General features: G+C 65.3%; 16 protein-coding genes. 10 read left to right on the forward strand and 6 right to left on the reverse strand.

The window, feature by feature from the left end; genetic code table 11:
- Positions 1-37: 37 nt before the first annotated feature.
- From EV645_RS19335 to EV645_RS19345, 3 genes are all read right to left on the reverse strand, one after another.
- Positions 38-220: a hypothetical protein gene (locus tag EV645_RS19335; protein WP_130445273.1), complete on the reverse strand. Its 183-nt coding sequence runs from the start codon at positions 218-220 to the stop codon at positions 38-40.
- 75 nt (positions 221-295) lie between these two features.
- A complete protein-coding gene (locus tag EV645_RS19340) occupies positions 296-484 on the reverse strand; it encodes a hypothetical protein (RefSeq protein ID WP_130445274.1) in 189 nt (62 codons plus the stop codon).
- A 148-nt stretch (positions 485-632) separates the two neighbouring features.
- On the reverse strand, positions 633-1,112 hold the full coding sequence (locus tag EV645_RS19345; RefSeq protein WP_130445275.1) for an Ohr family peroxiredoxin: 480 nt from the start codon (positions 1,110-1,112) through the stop codon (positions 633-635).
- 270 nt (positions 1,113-1,382) lie between these two features.
- Here EV645_RS19345 and EV645_RS19350 point away from each other — a divergent pair, with 270 nt between their 5' ends.
- From EV645_RS19350 to EV645_RS19375, 6 genes are all read left to right on the forward strand, one after another.
- Positions 1,383-1,943, forward strand: coding sequence for a COG4315 family predicted lipoprotein (locus tag EV645_RS19350; RefSeq protein ID WP_130445276.1), 561 nt, complete (start codon positions 1,383-1,385; stop codon positions 1,941-1,943).
- A 71-nt stretch (positions 1,944-2,014) separates the two neighbouring features.
- Positions 2,015-3,298: an extracellular solute-binding protein gene (locus tag EV645_RS19355; protein ID WP_130445277.1), complete on the forward strand. Its 1,284-nt coding sequence runs from the start codon at positions 2,015-2,017 to the stop codon at positions 3,296-3,298.
- Positions 3,295-4,248: a carbohydrate ABC transporter permease gene (locus tag EV645_RS19360; protein ID WP_242000514.1), complete on the forward strand. Its 954-nt coding sequence runs from the start codon at positions 3,295-3,297 to the stop codon at positions 4,246-4,248. The genes EV645_RS19355 and EV645_RS19360 overlap by 4 nt, the downstream gene beginning before the upstream one ends.
- On the forward strand, positions 4,245-5,081 hold the full coding sequence (locus tag EV645_RS19365) for a carbohydrate ABC transporter permease (protein WP_130445278.1): 837 nt from the start codon (positions 4,245-4,247) through the stop codon (positions 5,079-5,081). Before EV645_RS19360 ends, EV645_RS19365 begins: the two co-directional genes overlap by 4 nt.
- Positions 5,082-5,108: 27 nt before the next feature.
- Positions 5,109-6,215, forward strand: coding sequence for a glycoside hydrolase family 130 protein (locus EV645_RS19370; protein ID WP_242000515.1), 1,107 nt, complete (start codon positions 5,109-5,111; stop codon positions 6,213-6,215).
- 5 nt (positions 6,216-6,220) lie between these two features.
- Positions 6,221-7,567, forward strand: a complete 1,347-nt coding sequence (locus tag EV645_RS19375; protein ID WP_130445279.1) for a phosphomannomutase/phosphoglucomutase — start codon at positions 6,221-6,223, stop codon at positions 7,565-7,567.
- Between the two features lie 107 nt (positions 7,568-7,674).
- Here the strand turns inward: EV645_RS19375 and EV645_RS19380 are convergent, their stop codons facing one another.
- Positions 7,675-7,902: a DUF302 domain-containing protein gene (locus EV645_RS19380; RefSeq protein ID WP_130445280.1), complete on the reverse strand. Its 228-nt coding sequence runs from the start codon at positions 7,900-7,902 to the stop codon at positions 7,675-7,677.
- A gap of 629 nt (positions 7,903-8,531) precedes the next feature.
- Between EV645_RS19380 and EV645_RS19385 the strand changes: the two genes are divergently transcribed.
- From EV645_RS19385 to EV645_RS19400, 4 genes are read left to right on the forward strand one after another with little or no spacing between them, the layout of a single operon-like run.
- Positions 8,532-9,218: a DUF4386 domain-containing protein gene (locus tag EV645_RS19385; RefSeq protein WP_198681708.1), complete on the forward strand. Its 687-nt coding sequence runs from the start codon at positions 8,532-8,534 to the stop codon at positions 9,216-9,218.
- A gap of 42 nt (positions 9,219-9,260) precedes the next feature.
- Positions 9,261-9,947, forward strand: coding sequence for a DUF4389 domain-containing protein (locus EV645_RS19390; RefSeq protein WP_242000516.1), 687 nt, complete (start codon positions 9,261-9,263; stop codon positions 9,945-9,947).
- A complete protein-coding gene (locus tag EV645_RS19395; protein ID WP_130445281.1) occupies positions 9,948-11,306 on the forward strand; it encodes an alpha/beta fold hydrolase in 1,359 nt (452 codons plus the stop codon).
- A gap of 56 nt (positions 11,307-11,362) precedes the next feature.
- Positions 11,363-12,103, forward strand: coding sequence for a DUF4386 domain-containing protein (locus tag EV645_RS19400; RefSeq protein WP_130445282.1), 741 nt, complete (start codon positions 11,363-11,365; stop codon positions 12,101-12,103).
- Here EV645_RS19400 and EV645_RS19405 read toward each other — a convergent pair.
- Both EV645_RS19405 and EV645_RS19410 read right to left on the reverse strand, forming a co-directional pair.
- Positions 12,014-12,700 (reverse strand): hypothetical protein, encoded by a 687-nt coding sequence (locus EV645_RS19405; protein ID WP_130445283.1) that lies wholly within the window; start codon positions 12,698-12,700, stop codon positions 12,014-12,016. The two genes, EV645_RS19400 and EV645_RS19405, sit on opposite strands and share 90 nt — an antisense overlap.
- Positions 12,701-12,950: 250 nt before the next feature.
- Positions 12,951-15,881, reverse strand: a complete 2,931-nt coding sequence (locus EV645_RS19410) for a hypothetical protein (RefSeq protein ID WP_130445284.1) — start codon at positions 15,879-15,881, stop codon at positions 12,951-12,953.
- Between the last annotated feature and the right edge of the window lie 1,321 nt (positions 15,882-17,202).

Here is a 17,202-nt window from a genome sequence, read left to right on the forward strand (position 1 = left end):
GACTCGCGGGGAGTGGGGTGGTTCGGGCGGGCTCTTCTCAGGGGTTGGTGACGGCGTCGGTGAGGGTGTTGATGGCCGATAGGCCGCCAGTGGTGGCGGGGTCGAGGTGGTGGCGGTCGATGATGGTTTCGGGGGAGTAGTAGCTGAGGCGGGTTACTCCGGCGACGTCTCGGTCCTCATGATCGTGTTCTACCCCCTGCTGGATGAATCGTCGCCCCACTGTCGACTCCCAGGATGACGGGGCTGTCCGCGTCGAGTGTCCGAGGAGGGACACCGCCCAGGCCACACTGCCCCCTCACGACTCGGCACCGAGCGCATTGAGGAGGCGGTCCCTGCTCAGACCCAGCCGGAACAGCAGCGCGGCATCCGCGGGATCGTCCAGGTCGATCCGATCGGGCAAGCCGCCGGCCAATGCCTCGGCAACGTCGGGTCCGAATGCACGGCGAATGATTCCGAGGGCCTCAGGTTTGGTGTAGATCGCCATGATTGCCTCGCTTTCACAAGGGTTCGGGGTGGGCGCTACTTGTTGAGGAAGGCAGGAGCGCGGGTGATGCAGCGCATCCGGGAGGCACGGTCACCGGGCTTCCGCGACGGGGGCCGTACGCGATCGCACACCTGCCTGGGCATCACAGTCAGGCAACGCCCTGGTCGTTCTCGACGATCTCCTCGATCGGCGTCCCGTCGACGGTGAGGATGACCTGAATGTTGCCACGGGTGGCATTGGAATAGGGGCATCGCTGGTCCGCCGCGGCCATCAGGTGTGCGGCCGCCGGGGCCGCAAGATGCGGTGCGTGCAGATCGAGGGCGACCCGAAGGCCGAAGCCGCCATGTCCAGTCGGGCCCAGGCCGACCCGGGACGTGAATCGGGAGTCGCCGGCATCGAGCTTGCGTCCCTGTGCGACCGCCAGCATGGTCGATTGGAAGCAGGCCGCGTAGGCGATCGCGAACAACTGCTCGGGATTCGTGCCTGGGCCGCCCTTGCCTCCGATGTCCTCGGGCACCGAAAGCTCGACATCCAGCCGGCCGTCAGAGGTGCGACCGTGCCCGGACCGACCGCCTTCGGTGACTGCCTCGGCGGTGTAGAGGATCTTTCTCAACGGTGTGACTGACATTTCATGACCTTCCTCTGCGTACAGGCGATGACTCGTGCAGCAACCGTTGCCGATCGAGCGGCCCGTCGCCCCGGTGAGTCCCCGGGGCGATGCCCGGGGTGGAGCTCCCGGTAGCAACGAGCGAGCAGAGGATCGACCAGGGGTTCGCCAACTGCCGGGGTGTGGTCGGGCACACCCGGGATCCAACCCGGGGACTACCGGGGGCGATTGCGGGCGATTGCGGGCGATTGTGGATCGGTCAGCGCAACAGCTCAAGCGCAGGAGCGATGCATGATCACCGATCGGAAGTCCCAGACCAATGACCGCCGGCGCAGGAAGATCGCAGCCACTTCCTTCGCGGCGGCCGCCTTCACACTGACCGCGGCCGCCTGCGGCAGCGCTCCCGGCGACTCCGCGGGATCCATGCCGCTGCCGTCGGCGACCGGCGTCGCGGTCAGCGCGCAGGCCACCGGTCTGGGCACCATCCTGGTTGATGGCCAGGGCCGCACGCTGTACCAGTTCGCCAACGACCTGAACAACAAGTCGACCTGCACCGATGCCTGCGTGGCCAACTGGCCGTACGTTCCGGCTCCGGACTCGCTGCCGGCGGCCCTGCCCGGCGTTACCGGCATCGTCGGTACGACCACCCGCGACGACGGCCACCATCAGTTGACCGTCGCGGGTCACCCCCTCTACACCTTCGTCGGCGACGCCACGCCGGGCCAGACCAACGGTCAGGGCATCAATCTCAACGGCGGTGTGTGGACTGTCGTGTCTCCGGCCGGCGCGCCCCTGGCGAATCCGAGCCCGGTCGGCACGGCAGCACAGAATCCCGCCCTACCCGGGTACTGAGACGGACTGAAAGGCCTTGTCATGACTACCACAGCACGTCCACTCCAGCACGTTGTCCACCTGGATCGCACATGAAAGGCGCGCTCACCACTGCCGCACTGGCTGTCGCCATCACAGGGGTGTCCGCCGCTTGCGGGGACGGCGGCAGTGTGGGAGCAACGACCGAAACGCGTGGCGAGATCGCGGTCTGGCTGTCCAACAATGCTGAAGAGGTGGCCTGGGGCAAGCAGATGGTCGCGGCCTGGAACGCTCAGCACGCGGACCAGAAGATCACCGCGCAGGAGATCCCGACCGGGAAGAGCTCCGAGGAGGTCATCGGTGCCGCGATCACCGCGGGGAACGCGCCGTGCCTGATCTTCAACACCTCGCCGGCCTCGGTCTCGCAGTTCCAGAAGCAGGGCGGTCTGGTGCCGCTCGACTCGTTCAGCGACGGTACGTCGTACGTCGAGGACCGCTCGGGGGCCATCGCCAAGCAGTACAAGTCGGCCGACGGGAAGTACTACCAGCTGCCCTGGAAGTCGAACCCGGTGATGATCTTCTACAACAAGAAGGAGTTCGCGAAGGCCGGTATCGACACCGTGAAGCCACCCCTGACGACGTACGACGAGTTCCTCGCCACGTCGCGCAAGGTGGTCGCCGCGAACGCCGCGAAGGTCGCTATCTACCCGGCGCCGAGCAACGAGTTCTATCAGTCCTGGTTCGACTTCTACCCGCTGTACGCGGCCGAGAGCGGCGGCAAGCAACTGGTCGAGGACGGCAAGTCGACGTTCGCCTCCGATGAGGGTAAGCGAGTCGCGACCTTCTGGCGGAGCATGTACGCCGAGCGGCTGGCCGGTCAGGAGAGGTACACCGGCGATGCGTTCGCCGACGGGACGGCGGCGATGGCGATCGTCGGTCCGTGGGCCATTGCGGTGTACAAGGGCAGGGTCGACTGGGGCGTCGTACCGGTGCCGACGTCGTCGGGCAAGCCGGCGAACGAGATCCACACCTTCAGCGATGCGAAGAACGTTGCGATGTACTCCGCGTGCAAGAACCGCGGGACGGCGTGGGACGTGATGAAGTTCGCGACCAGCCAGGCGCAGGATGGCAAGTTCCTGCAGACGACCGGCCAGATGCCGCTGCGGAAGGACGTCGCGTCCGTGTATGCGGACTACTTCAGCAAGAACCCCGACTACAAGGTGTTCGCGGACCAGGCGGCGCGCACGGTCGAGGTGCCGAACGTGCCGAACTCGATCACCATCTGGCAGACATTCCGCGACGCCTACTCCAAGTCCGTGATCTTCGGCCGGGAGGATCCCGGCGCGGCCCTCGACGGGGCCGTCCAGAAGGTCGATCAACTCGCTTCCCAGTCATGAACCGCCGGCCGCCCACGGTGCCGAAGCCGGCCAGGAATGCCCGGCTGACGGCTCGTGGGCCAGGAGCGCTGAGCGCCGTGCTCGGCAAGCAACCGATCGGCACCGCCTTCGTCACGCCGTACGTCGTGTTCCTCGCCGCCATCTTCGCCTACCCGCTCGGATTCGCCGTCTACATGTCCTTCCACGACTACTTCTTCACGGCGCCGGGCGCGACTGTCGACCGGCCGTTCGTCGGGTTCGCCAACTACGTGACGGTGCTGACGGACCCCGCCGTCCAGCGGTCGTTCGTGAACGTGGGCATCTTCCTGCTCATCAACGTGCCGCTGACCGTGGTTCTGTCGCTCGGACTGGCGAATGCCCTGAACGCCGCCATCCGATGGCGGACGTTCTTCCGGGTCAGCTACTACGTACCCTACGTGGCAGCGAGTGTCGCCGTGGTCGGGGTCTGGCTGTTCCTGTTCAATTCCAACGGGCTGGTCAACTCCGTCCTCGGACCGCTCGCGCCCGACCCGTCTTGGTTGGTGAACTCGAAGTTGGCGATGCCGACAGTCGCGCTCTACGTGACCTGGAAGCAGCTCGGCTTCTTCATCCTGCTGTACCTGGCGGCGCTGCAGAACGTGTCGAAGGACCTCTACGAGGCGGCGGCCGTCGACGGCGCCGGACGGCTGAATTCGTTCTTGAACGTCACCGTGCCCGGGGTACGGCCGGCCACAACGCTGGTCGTACTGGTAGCCACCGTGACCGGCGCGAACCTGTTCACCGAGCCCTACCTGCTGACCGGCGGCGGCGGCCCCGATGGAGCGTCGGCCTCGCCGGTGCTGATCATGTACCAGCGCGGCATCGAGCAGGGCAAACCCGACGTCGGCTCGGCCATCGGCGTCCTGCTGGTGATCGGCGTTCTGCTCCTGGCCGTGGTCGAACGCCGCTTCGTCGGCAAGGAGGAGCAATGAGAAAACTGCTACCGAATCAGGGGCGCTTCATCGCCTTGCTGGCCGGAGCCTTCGTCTTCCTGTTCCCCTTTTACTACATGCTGATCGGCAGCCTCCAGACCGAGCCGGACCCGTCCGTCAAGGGCGCCTTCCCCTCCCCGGGCAACCTGACCGGCCACAATTACCTCGAGATCGACGCGGCAATCAACCTCGGCAGATCATTGCTGAACTCGGGCATCTTCACCGGCGGGGTCATCCTCGGCACACTGCTCTTCGGTGTGCTGGCGGGCTACGCACTGGCCCGGCTGCAGTTCCGCGGCCGGAGTGCCGTGTTCGGGCTGATGCTGCTGATCCAGGTGATCCCGTTCCAGCTGCTGACCATCCCGCTGTACGTGATGATCGTGCGCAGTTACGGGCTCGCGGACTCCTATCTCGGCATGATCGCGCCGTTCGCGATCAACTCGATCGCGGTGTTCGTCTTCCGCCAGTACTTCCTGCAGTTGCCGCAGGAGCTGTTCGACGCTGCCAGGGTCGACGGTGCGACGGAGCTGAACATTCTGTGGCGGATAGCCGTGCCGCTGGTGAGACCCGCACTTCTCACCGGCGTACTGCTGACCTTCATCGGTCCCTGGAACGAGTTCCTCTGGCCGTTCCTGATCACCAAGCAACAGAACCTCCAACCGTTGGCGGTGTCGCTGTCGAACTACCTCACCACCGTGTCTGCGCGCGCGGCCAACCCATTCGGCGCCCTACTGGCCGGCGCCTGCGTGCTGGCCGTTCCCGCGGTGACGCTGTTCATCATCTTCCAGCGCCGCTTCATCTCCACGAGCCTCGACTCCGGGATCAAGGGATGAGCCGCCTCGCTTCGAAAGGCCTTCACTGTGACCGTTCCCTACACCCTGACCCGCGTCGGCGTCCTGATGACGCCGGAGCCCGGCAACGAACTAGAGGTCGGCGGGGTGCTGAACCCCGCCACCGGCCACACGCCGGCCGAAACCCTGTACCTGCTCCCGCGACTAGTTGCTGCCGGCAACGTATCGCGCGTCGGGCTGGCGAAGATCGAGCTGACCGACGGCGTACCGACCGGGGTACTGCGCGAAGGGACAGTACTCGCGCCGGACGAGGGCTGGGAGCGCGGCCTGAACAACGCGGGTGTCGAGGATCCGCGCGTGACCTGGATCCCCTCGCTCGGCAAACACGTGATGACGTACGTTGCCTATGGTCCGCTCGGGCCGAGACCTGCGCTCGCTGTGTCGGTGGACCTGCGGAACTGGACACGACTCGGCCCATTGCACTTCGAGTACCAGGCTGACCTTGACACCGACCTGAACCTCTTCCCGAACAAGGACACGGTGTTCTTCCCCCAACCCGTTCCCGGCCCGGAGGGCGAACCGGCGTACGCGATGTTGCACCGGCCGATGTGGGACCTTGGCTGGTTCCGCGACGGCGAGGGTGTGCACCTGCCGGCCGGAGTGAAGGACGACCGGCCGGGGATCTGGGTCTCGTTCGTGCCCGTGGCAGCCGTCGAGGCCGACCTGCGGAACCTCGTCCACCTGCGGCATCACCGGCTGGTCGCGATGCCGGAGTACCCGTTCGAGGAGTTGAAGATCGGAGCCGGGCCGGCGCCGCTGCGGGTGCCCGAAGGATGGCTCGTCATCCACCACGGCGTTACCGGCGAACAACCCGAGGGCTTCGATCCGACGACCCAGAAGGTCACCTACGCGGCCGGAGCGATGCTGCTCGATCCCGCGGACGTCACCCGGGTACTGGCGCGTACCTCCCAACCGATCCTCGCTCCGGAGACCGAAGACGAACGGATCGGAACCGTCGACAACGTGGTCTTCCCGACAGCCATCGAGCAAGTCGACGGCGTCCACTACGTCTTCTACGGAATGGCCGACGCCAAGGTCGGCGTCGCGCGCCTGGAGCGGTCGCGCGACACCGAATCTCGGGGCGTGCAGTACATCACCGACGAGCCAAGAAAGTAGGAGTGATGCGAGACCTCGATGCCCTGATCAAGGCCTATGACATCCGCGGCACCGTCCCGGACCAACTGGACGCCGAACTGGCCTTCCAGATCGGCGCCGCCTTCGCGCACCAGATCGGTACGGAACTGGTCGCAGTCGGACACGACATGCGCATATCGTCGCCTGAGCTGGCCGCTGGATTCGCCGCCGGGGTTAACAGCCGCGGGACCGATGTGCTCGCGATCGGACTAACCTCCACCGACCTGCTCTACTTCGCCTCGGGCATCCGCAATGTGCCTGGCGCGATGATCACTGCCAGCCACAATCCGCCTGCTTACAACGGCATCAAACTCTGCCGCGCCGGAGCCGCACCGGTCGGGCAGGACACCGGCCTCGCCGAAATCAGGACCCTGCTGGAGACCGGGCTGCCGAACTACGACGGTCCGGCCGGAACCTTGCAGTCCGAGGATCTGCTGCCCTCGTACTCCGAGTACCTCCACGGACTGGTCGACCTCGCCGGCGGCCGGCGGTTGAAGATCGTGGTCGACGCCGGCAACGGCATGGCCGGACGTACCGCGCCCGTCGTGCTCGACTACGCCTCCTTCGAGATCGTGCCGCTGTACTTCGAGCTCGACGGCACCTTTCCCAACCACGCGGCCAACCCGCTGGACCCGGCCAACCTGGTCGACCTGCGCGCTGCGGTCCGCCTGCACCAAGCAGACATCGGCCTCGCCTTCGACGGCGACGCCGATCGCTGCTTCTTCGTCGATGAGAACGGCGATGCCGTATCCCCGAACAACATCATCAGCCTGATTGCCACCCGTGAACTGACCCGGCATCCCGGCTCGGCGATCGTCTACAACGTCGTCACCAGCAAAGCTGTCGCCGAGCAGGTCACCGAGCACGGCGGCAAACCCATCCGCACCCGCGTCGGACACTCGTTCATCAAACAGGTCATGGCCGACTACGACGCAGTGTTCGGCGGGGAACACTCCGGCCACTACTACTTCCGTCAGTTCTGGCGTGCTGACACCGGCATGCTGGCCGCGCTGCACGTGCTGGCCGCTCTTGGGCAGACAGGCCGGCCATTGTCAGCGCTGGCAGCCCAATTCTCGAGATACGTGGCCAGCGGCGAGGTCAACCGCACGATCGCAGATATCCCCGCCGTCCTGGACCGAGTCGAATCGCACTTCACGTCCGACGGGGCCACCGCGGACCGTCTGGATGGTCTGACCATCACTCTGCCCGATGGAGCATGGTTCAATCTGCGACCTTCCAACACTGAACCATTGCTCCGCCTCAACGTCGAAGCCTCCGACCAGCACAGCATGGTCCGGCTCCGCCAGGATGTCCTGGCCCAGCTTGACCCGTGAAGCCCGCTGAGGCGGTCCAGCGCCTGTGGCGGTGTCATGTAGTCGAGAACCGATGTGGGCACACCGACTGGGAGGCACGGCCTCGTCGGCTGAGTGATGGGCGTCTGTCACGGTGCGGTCAGGACGTCGGTGAGTGGGTGGATCGCGGCTAGCAGGTCGAGACCGGCCGTGCGAGCCGCGCCCGCCTGGTCGATGACGGCGAATACCGTGACCCCCTTGGCCGCGAGCAGCCGGCGGAACCGCGTAGTCGCCTCCGCCACAGTTCCAGCAGCCACCTTGCTGACCACCCCGCCCGGCAACGGTCCGCTCCCGGAGTTGGCTGAATCGGGCATCATCGCGCTCCTCCTTGACGTCACTCCTTCGGATCTTCTCGCACCTCAGGCGGCGCGAGAAACATCTGACTGATGATCTGATCAGGAGTACGGCTGAGAGTTGCGGAGGTTCTCCTGAAGCGCCATCTGGAGGAAGACCCCCAGTGCGGCGTCGTACGGCGTGGCCAGGACGACCACGTCATCAACCTCGACCCCCTCGCTGCCTGTCCTTGCGTTGCGGTTCGGCGCTTGCAAGGCATCCAGGCACGCGACCGTTCCGGGTCTTCGGCGAAGGCCCGTCCAGTGTCGTCATCGACGGATTCACCGAAGACCGGGTGGGGTGGACAGGCTCGGACGTCCGCTTCACCAGCCGGGACAACACTGTCTACGCATTCCTGATGGCCTCGCCGAAGGACGGACGCGCGGTGATTCGCAGCCTTGCGGGTCACGAGACAGTGACCGGTGTCCGGCTCCTCGGCCACGGTTGACAGGGGCCGTGCTGCAGAGGATGGTGACCAGCAATAGGGCGTGTGCGGGTGGTGGTCTCAGGCGTATTCGTCGGAGACACCTATAGGCGACCGGGGGGCCGCTGCAGGGGGCGCACTCGCATGGCGTATTCGAGCGCACTGAGACGTACCGCGATTGTCGCGGGCGTGTTCTATCTGGCCACCGAGATCACCTCGATCCCGGCACTGCTGCTTTATCAACCCGTTCTGCGTGACGGCAACTACATCTCCAGTGCCAATGCAGACAACAGAGTGCTACTCGGAGGATTTCTCGAGTTGCTGCTCGTTGTCGCTTGCATCGGCAGCGCGGTCACGCTTTATCCCGTGGTCAAGAGGCAGAACCACAGCATCGCGCTCGGCTATGTCTGTGGCCGAGTCCTGGAATCCGCGATCATCGTTGTCGGCGCTGTCAGCGTCCTTGTTGCCGTGACGCTCAGGCAGGATCTCGCCGGTACCGTGGATGGCGGCAATCCCGCGGTCGCCGCCATCGAGCGGTCTCTGGTGGCGATTCACGACTGGACGTTCCTGCTCGGACCGAGTTGGGTCCTGGGATTCAACAGCTTTCTGCTGGCCTACCTGGTGTACCGATCAGGGTTGGTGCCGCGGGCCATCGCCGTACTGGGGATGAGCGGAGGCACGCTGGTCACCTTGTCGGCGACCGCGATGCTGTTCGGCGTCTACGGCCAGAGCGTCCACACAGTTCTGGCGCTCCCGGTGTTCGCGTGGGAGGTCAGCTTCGCCGTCTGGCTCATCGTCAAGGGCTTCAAGCCGTCAACGATCACAGCGGCCAGGTCTCCCGAGTTCGAAGGACACACGCCGCTACAAGCACTTTGAGAGTTGGTTCTGGTGACAACATCTGTGGTGTACCCCGTGCACGTGAACGCAGCGACGGATCCGAGATCGTCGCGGTGGCTCTGGCTGGTCAAGTGGATCCTCGTGATCCCGCACTACGTCGTACTGGCGTTCCTGTGGATCGGGTTCATGGTCGCCTCGGTGGTCGCGTTCTTCGCGATCCTTTTCACCGGGCGCTATCCGCGCGGCATCTTCAACTACAACGTCGGCGTGATGCGGTGGTCCTGGCGAGTGACGTACTACGCGTACGGCGCACTCGGCACCGACCAGTACCCGCCCTTCACCCTGGCCGATGTCGAGGACTATCCCGCGCACCTGTCGGTCGACTACCCCGAGCGCCTGTCCCGAGGCCTGGTCCTGGTCAAATGGTGGCTGCTCGCGATCCCGCACTACATCATCGTCGGCATCTTCGTCGGCGGCGGAGCGTGGGCTGCTAACCGGTCCGACAACTGGCAATGGAACGTCGCCGGCAGTGGCGGCCTGGTTGGGATCCTGGTCATCATCGCCGCCATCATCCTCGCGTTCACCGGCGCCTATCCTCGGCCGCTGTACGACCTGATTCTGGGAATGAACCGGTGGGCTCTCCGGGTCGCGGGCTATGTGTCCCTGATGACTGACGTGTACCCGCCCTTCCGCCTCGACCAAGGCGGTAGCGATCCGGTCCTCGCCGTACCGCCTCCGTCACCGGCAACTCCGGACTCTGTCGCCTAAATGAGCATCACGCCGGCCGCGACTGAACGTCCCTTCCGCCCTGACACGGGGAGGAAAGGACGGATTGGTTTGGTCGTGACCGGTTCACTGATCGCCGGACTGGTCGCTGCATTGCTGTTCGTTGCGGCGCCGTTCGTCCCGGCAAAAGACAGTGAGATCGTCGGCGCAGTTCTGTGTGGATTTGCGCTCGGCTGGGCTCTGTTGGCCGGGCTCTCGCAGCGGTTTACTGATCAGCCGCAGCGCTGGGCAGTGGTTCCTGCGCTTTTCATGGGGATCAGCGGCCTTCTCCTGGTGGTGTTCGGCTCCGCGGTGGACGACGTGCTCAAGTGGGTGTGGCCGCCGGTCCTGCTGGTGTTGGCGATCTGGATGACCGTCTGCGTCCATCGAGACCTTCGCAGCCGAGGTGGACGGTGGCTGCTGTACCCAGTGATTGGGATCTTGGCTCTTGCCTCGATCGGCGGCGGGTACGAGACCGTGCGGGAAGCCACGGACGCCAAGACCTACGCGATGCCTGGCCAACTGATCGATGTCGGCGGGCACAGCCTGCATCTGAACTGCACCGGCTCAGGCAGTCCCACTGTCGTGCTCGAACCCGGCGGCGGCGAGATGTCTTCGAACCTCGGCTGGATCACGCCGGCCGTTGCAGGTACGACGCGAGTCTGCGTCTACGACCGTGCAGGCCGCGGGTGGAGCGAGCCGGCCGACACCCCGCAGGACGGTACGCAGATAGCGACCGATCTGCACACCTTGCTGCACCGCGGAAACGTGCCCGGCCCCTATGTACTGGCGGGCCATTCCTTCGGCGGCTTGTACGTACGTACCTTCGCCGCCCGCTACCCGGACGAGGTCGCCGGAATGGTCCTGGTGGACTCCACAGCAGCGAATTCGCCGTCAGCATCACGCGGCGATCCAGGCCCCTACGACCCCGTCGGCCGTGTCTCCGCACTGGTTTCGGCCTCGGCCCGACTCGGCCTGGTGCGCCTCTACAACCAGATCTCCTTCGGCAGTCTGCCGCCACGGTCCCGGGACGAGGTACGCGCTACCGGGGCGACGGCAAGCAACCTCCGCAGCACGATCGATGAGTACGTGCAGGCGAACGCGTCGATGGAGCAAGCCGCCTCCTTCAAGGACTTCGCCGGCAAGCCTTTGATCGTCCTGACCGCGGGCAGCGGAAACGATGCCGCCTGGCAGGCGAAGCAGAAAAACATGGCCACGTTGTCGACCAACAGCGCGCAGCGCGTCGTCGACGGCGCGACCCACGAGGCGCTCGTCGGCGAGGAACAACATGCGGTCGCCACCACTCGAGCGATCCTCGATGTCGTCTCCGCAATTCGGAGCTCAGAGCCACTGAGCAAATAGGCCAGAGCGGGACATGTCGCGGTTGCCGTGGCGTCCGCTCGGGAGGTGGGTTTTAGATGGACAGCGACAGAGATCAGCGGAGCAGCACGATCAACGCAAGGAAGGTCGCCACTCTGACAGGGTGGTTGATGGTGGTCACCTTCGTCGCCTCGATCCCGGCGTACTTCATCCTGTACGCACCGGTGCGGGATCATCCCGACTACATCACCGGAGCGGGCGCAGACCCCACCGCAAGCGTGGCTTTGGGCGCCACCCTCGAACTCGTTGTCATCATCGCCAACATCGGCACCGCCGTCGTGCCGTACGCGATCTACCGGCGATTCAGCGAGAGCCTCGCCTTGGGCTACGTCGCTGCGCGCCTGGTCGAGGCGACCTTCATTGCTATCGGCATCGTCAGCCTTCTCACCTTCCTCTTGATGCGGCAGGAAGGAACTGCCGGCACAGACGCTGCTCTCGGCCAGGTTTTCGTCGCGGTCTATGACCGTGCGTTCCTGATCGGGCCAGGCTTCTGCGCCGGCTTCGCGAACGGAATCATCCTGGGCTACCTGATGTATCGGTCCGGTCTGGTGCCACGAGGCATGGCGATGCTGGGGCTCATCGGAGGTCCGCTGATCGTCATTTCGGGGATCGGCGTCATGTTCAACGTCATCGACCGTGGAGGCGCGGTCCAGGGCGTCGCGACGATCCCGGAGTTCTTCTGGGAGCTGTCATTCGGCATCTACCTCATCGTCAAGGGATTCAAGCCGTCCCCGATTCTGGCGGGGCCAGGTGGCGAACCCGTCGTCCGCGCGAGCTAGTGACCGGCCGTAGACCTGACGGCCTTCATCGATCGTTACCCAATACCCCTTCCGGCGGGAGCGTGGGGTCGAGGATCGTCCGGCCAGGAACTCGCCGTCCGCTACGGCGCACTCACCGTCAACCCCGTCCGCGAAGTCGACGCCATCGAAGCCCCAACCAAGAACCCACCCCGCGCCCTCACCCGCGAAGAAGTCACCCTCCTCCGCAAAAGCCTCGCCGCAGACGAACGAGCCAACGAAGCCGACCTCCCCGACCTCACCACCTTTATGCTCGGCACCGGCGTCCGCATCGGCGAGTCCCTCGCCGACCTCTGGCACCAAGTCGACTTCGAAGCCGGCACCGTCGAAGTCACCCACACAATCGCCCGCCTCACAGGCGAGAGCCTCATCCGCAAAGCCGCCAAGTCCAAAGCCGGCGAACGCCTCCAGCCAGAGGTCCGGCTCATCGCCATGGGTGGACACGTATCCGATCTCTTCGAGGATCGGGGCGAGCGGAGACTCCTCGAGCAGTTCGCGGAGCGTGACCCGGTCCTGATGGACCCGGAACCAGGACGAGAGCCGCCCGAGCGAATGGTCGGCGACGCTGTCGGGCGCCACGAACTGTCCGTTCTCGAGATAGCCGAAACAGACGGCTGCACGTTGACGGACGTGCCCTGCCGGGCGAGGTCGTCGACGAGGACCGACCCATCGGATGCCGGAGGCAACAAGGGCAGCGTGGATCCGGTCAGCGGCTCGCGCTGTTCGACGTCACGCACCAGGGTGAAGCGACCAATCTCGGCCATGGCATGACTCCTCAGCGAGATATCTGAATTCACGATGAACGGGACGAGAGACTCGTCTTCTGCCGCTAAGGCGTGGAGTTCAGGACGTCGAGCAGGCGGTTCAGGCAGGCGTACTTTCCGGGGAGCTCGGACTTACAGCCGGAGACCTGCTTGTCGATGGCGTTCTGCAGCTGGTTGATGCTGTCCGGCGAGAGCGTCCAGCCGAGCGGTGCTTCGACACTCGGCTTCGTGGCCGGCGTCACGACGACGACACCGTTCGGCATGCGTTCCTGTACGGCGTGGACAGCGGCCCGGCAGTTCTTCCCTGCATCGGCCTGTGCGCACGGGTCGGCGATCGCCGTCGACAGCCGTTGCAGCCAGGTACCCGACGAGGTCTGGACGGCTTTGGCGTTGAGGCCGGCCAGTGGCACGAACGCCTCCGTCGACAGTCCGCGTGGCGGGCGGACGATGTCGGTGCGCGCCTCATCCTCGAGGAACAGCACGATCGGCACGACGTATGGTCCCTTGGTTGGGACCTTCTCGTTATGGCGTTCGACGATGCGGAGCAGTCCGGGGGCGATGTCGGAGAGCGTTCCGAGACCCGACGGCTCGGCATATCCGCCGTCGATCAGCTGCAGGTCCTCGTGCGTGCTACAGCTGCCGACTCGGCCGGCCGGCGTGACAGTGGGGAAACGCGCCGAGAGCATGGCTGCGGTTGCCCACGTGAATTGGTGTTGGCAGGCGCCGTACAGGTCCTCGAGATCCAGCGACGCGGGCGGTTCGTCGATGCGGCCACCACAGTTCGCGGACGCCTCGTCGGGCGAGCTGCCGGTGCGCAGATCGACCTGGCTCACCAGTACGCGACATCCCGAGGCCGCGGCCACCGAGTTCAGCACGAGTACGCCGCCGGTACCGGACGTTGCCGAACCGTACGACTCCTTCAGGGCGTCGACGTGCTTCTCCCAGTACGTCTCCATCAAACCGGCCCGATCGCGCCAGCTCCACGGTTGCGGCGTACTTCGTGCGTACGACAGCGGCCGTACTCCAGTGGCCGACGCAACCAGATCACCGACGAACAACCCGGCAACGGCCGACGACAGTGCACTCTCGCCCGCGATCGTCTCCGCGTCGCCCATGGCGTTCCCACCGCGGGACAAGGCGAGTCCGATCGAACCGCCACTGACGCCACTGGACAGGAACACGGGCGAGCACGACCTGCCGGTGCGCAGCTTGTCCAGCACGCCGGCCGTCCACGCCATCGCCCGTACCCCACCGCCACTGGCCGCGACCAGCACCATCGGCTGAACGCTCTGCTCAGCAAGCTTTTGCACGCAGGCGTTCTTGGACCACGTGTCGAACGCGTCCTCCAGAGACACGCGACGTACGGCGCTCAGGTTCGCGGCCGTTGCGTCGGGACGCAGCCGATGCAGGGCCGGATCCCCACCGGAACGCGCCTGGAACAACACGAACACGAGCAACAGCGACAACAGCGGAGTCGCCCGGAGCCGGAGCGCGCGGAAGACCGGCAACGGCCGATAGCGCTGCAAGCGCACGATCACGAACCCGAGAATGAACGCCCAACTGCCGAGCGTCAGCAAAACAGTGGCGACCACACCGGCGAACGGCGCGAGATTGAGCGGGAACGCGATCAGGCAGACAAGCCACAGGACCGCCGCAGTGAGTGGGATGTACGCCGTAGGGCTGGGATCTGCCTGAGTCGTCGGATCGACGAGTTTATGGAACCAGTTGGACTTCCGGGCCTTCAGTTTGGCTGCCACACAGGCCAGCACAGGGAAGGCGCCGAACGCCAGAACGACTCCGACGACGGTCGCGACGAGTCGCAAGGACCAGACCCACGGATGGCCCTCCGGGCCGAGCAGGATCGGCGCGATCAGCGACCGGATCAATCCGAGTCCGGCGAGCAGAACCAGCGAAACCGCAAGAACGTCGCCGGCAACCCAGACGTCGCGGGCGTAGGTGGTCGGCCTCGGCACCCGCTTCGACGGATCCCACCAGGCCCCCTCCTTGGGCGCGACACAACAGACGACTTGCGTGAGGAGAAGGACCAGAAGCGGCGCGACGGTCGCTGCCAGTACCAGCCACCAGTCGACGGCGGGTTCGTCCGACAGCCAACTGAGCACGATGGCGGCGACGAACGGCAGCAAGGCCGCGACGATCCAGCCGAACCAGACGCCTTTCGACGGCTCCGGGTCGGCTTCCGCTGTCCGATTCAGGACGTACGTCGACCAGATGCGCTCGGTCCGTTGCCGGCCAAGGACGAACAGATACAAGCCGACCACTACGGCTGCGACAAACGCCCAGATAAAGTGCAGCAACGGAACGTCGTCCCAGACGAACCACGATCGCTGGACGTCGGGCAATTGATCCCAGATGTTGCGCCCGGGAATGACCGACAGCACCGCGACCAGAATGACCACGGCGAACGACAAGCGCTGCACGAGCAACGCCCGGAAAACCCGCCCGAGGCCCGCTCGCACGAAGGTCCGGTACCGGACGACGGTGACCAGCACAGCACCGACGGCAACGACCCACTTGGCCGCTGTGACGCCCAGCGCCAGCCAGACGAAGCCCCTCGGATGATGCTGAGACCACAGTAGCGCGGCGCCGATCCAGAGCAGTACGGTCTCGACGACCTCAAGCATGAACAACATCCGCAGGAACGTGCCGGCCAGACCAGGCGGACCGGCGATCCAGCGGAAGAACCTCTGACGGCGGTTCTCGGGCTTGGGATTCGGCGTGCTTGGGTCGTGAGCCACCGCGTGGCCACCGAACAAGCTGAGGATCCTGAGATATCCGACGTACAGGCCGATGTCGAACAGCGCGTGCAGAGCGATCCAGAGGCAGACCCGGTGCAGGCTGTCCGTTGGGAGACCCGCCCAATCACTCCAGGCGGTCTGACCGGTCGACATCGCCCGTACCCCGACGATCTCGGTGATGGAGTGGCTCAAGCCCGCGTTGTTGACCGCGCCCGTGATCAACCGATCGGTCTCGCTCATCGCGATCGCACTGCAGAGCAAGAGAGCCGCTGCGCGTGCGAAAGCTCTACCCCGCTTGAGGTCCGGCGTTGGTTCGCCCACCCCGATCGGCGCGGAAATGCCAGTACTGTTCGGCATTTGGTTCCCCCCTCGTGCCGTATTGCGTCGAGAGTGCTCCTGCCACCCTCGCCGTGTCAATTGGAATTACCGCGACAAGTGTCCGGGTAGACAAGTGTTTAATTGCCCGATGCCTCGTTCCTTGAGATGCGAGCAGAACCGTCGTTTGTTACTCACCAAGAATTAAATTCCTGCGACACAGCTTCCCGCAGCTCGTCAGCCGACCTACCCGCATCAACACAACCCGCTCCAAATCAAGTCCAGCGCCCGAAGATCAGCGGCGCCAGCCCCTTCGCCCCGGTTCTCGGCCGGCCTCAGGTGCACGCGCGGCTGCTCGTTGGGCGGCCCAACCATCGACAGAGCTCCCGCACTCGGGCAGAGCAAAGATGTCAAGGGACGCGATTCGTCCAGCACCGCACGCACTGGCGGCGATCTCCGGGCCGGGGCGGCGATCACCGCGTAGACCTCCGAGAGACTGACCGAAACCCTCGACGTCGCACTCGTCGACCCCGCAGCGGAGCAACGTCCGATGCATTTTCTGCTTCGCGGACGGCGCGGAGTTCCCAAAATTACGCGAGAACACCTGGTCAGTCGGCCTCTGGCGAGCGCGTTCGGAATCGACCGCAGCGCACCACTCCTACGCTCTGACGGAGACTTAGGCGACGCCCGATGGACGACCGTCAACGGCGTGGCGCGAAAGGGAGTGTGCGGCGACTGCAACAGCGGCTGGATGAACCAGCTCGAGCACAGCATGGGTTCTATCGCCGCCTGGTTGACCGGAAGTGCCGCAGAACCGCTGGGTGGAGATCGTGAACTCATCCTCCGAAGCTGGGCGATCAAGACGCACGTCTTGTTGTGCTTCATCGATGGCGACGCCGCTCGGTTCGGTGACGGAAGATCCTCGGGCGCCGTACTCGCGCCATTTTCGCTTGTACGGGCCCTATACGAGCGCGAATGGGTGACCATCCGGAGAGCGGGCGGAGTAGCCCTCTCGGCCGCAAGTACTCACTTCGCCTGGGCATTTGGCCATCCCCGCCTCGTACGCACGGGGCCGTCACACTGGACTGCAAAGTTCGCGCCGGCATCAGTCGTCACAATTGGGGCCCTTCAGATCTGGACCGCCCCAGCTGTCGCCCCAGGCACCGTGACCGCCTGATTGGCCGTCGAAGCCGGACAGCGGGATAAAACTGGCGCCTTCGCCGTCGCTGGAGAAGTAGCCCTGACC

Source organism: Kribbella rubisoli, assembly GCF_004217145.1.
GTDB classification, from domain to species: Bacteria; Actinomycetota; Actinomycetes; order Propionibacteriales; family Kribbellaceae; genus Kribbella; species Kribbella rubisoli.

Coding starts and splice junctions, on each gene's coding strand:
- EV645_RS19355 (WP_130445277.1), top strand. CDS start 2,015: ATGAAAGGCGCGCTCACCACTGCCGCACTGGCTGTCGCCATCACAGGG.
- EV645_RS19380 (WP_130445280.1), bottom strand. CDS start 7,902: ATGATGCCCGATTCAGCCAACTCCGGGAGCGGACCGTTGCCGGGCGGG.
- EV645_RS19400 (WP_130445282.1), top strand. CDS start 11,363: ATGGACAGCGACAGAGATCAGCGGAGCAGCACGATCAACGCAAGGAAG.
- EV645_RS19340 (WP_130445274.1), bottom strand. CDS start 484: ATGGCGATCTACACCAAACCTGAGGCCCTCGGAATCATTCGCCGTGCA.
- EV645_RS19360 (WP_242000514.1), top strand. CDS start 3,295: ATGAACCGCCGGCCGCCCACGGTGCCGAAGCCGGCCAGGAATGCCCGG.
- EV645_RS19345 (WP_130445275.1), bottom strand. CDS start 1,112: ATGTCAGTCACACCGTTGAGAAAGATCCTCTACACCGCCGAGGCAGTC.
- EV645_RS19375 (WP_130445279.1), top strand. CDS start 6,221: ATGCGAGACCTCGATGCCCTGATCAAGGCCTATGACATCCGCGGCACC.
- EV645_RS19365 (WP_130445278.1), top strand. CDS start 4,245: ATGAGAAAACTGCTACCGAATCAGGGGCGCTTCATCGCCTTGCTGGCC.
- EV645_RS19410 (WP_130445284.1), bottom strand. CDS start 15,881: ATGAGCGAGACCGATCGGTTGATCACGGGCGCGGTCAACAACGCGGGC.
- EV645_RS19395 (WP_130445281.1), top strand. CDS start 9,948: ATGAGCATCACGCCGGCCGCGACTGAACGTCCCTTCCGCCCTGACACG.
- EV645_RS19350 (WP_130445276.1), top strand. CDS start 1,383: ATGATCACCGATCGGAAGTCCCAGACCAATGACCGCCGGCGCAGGAAG.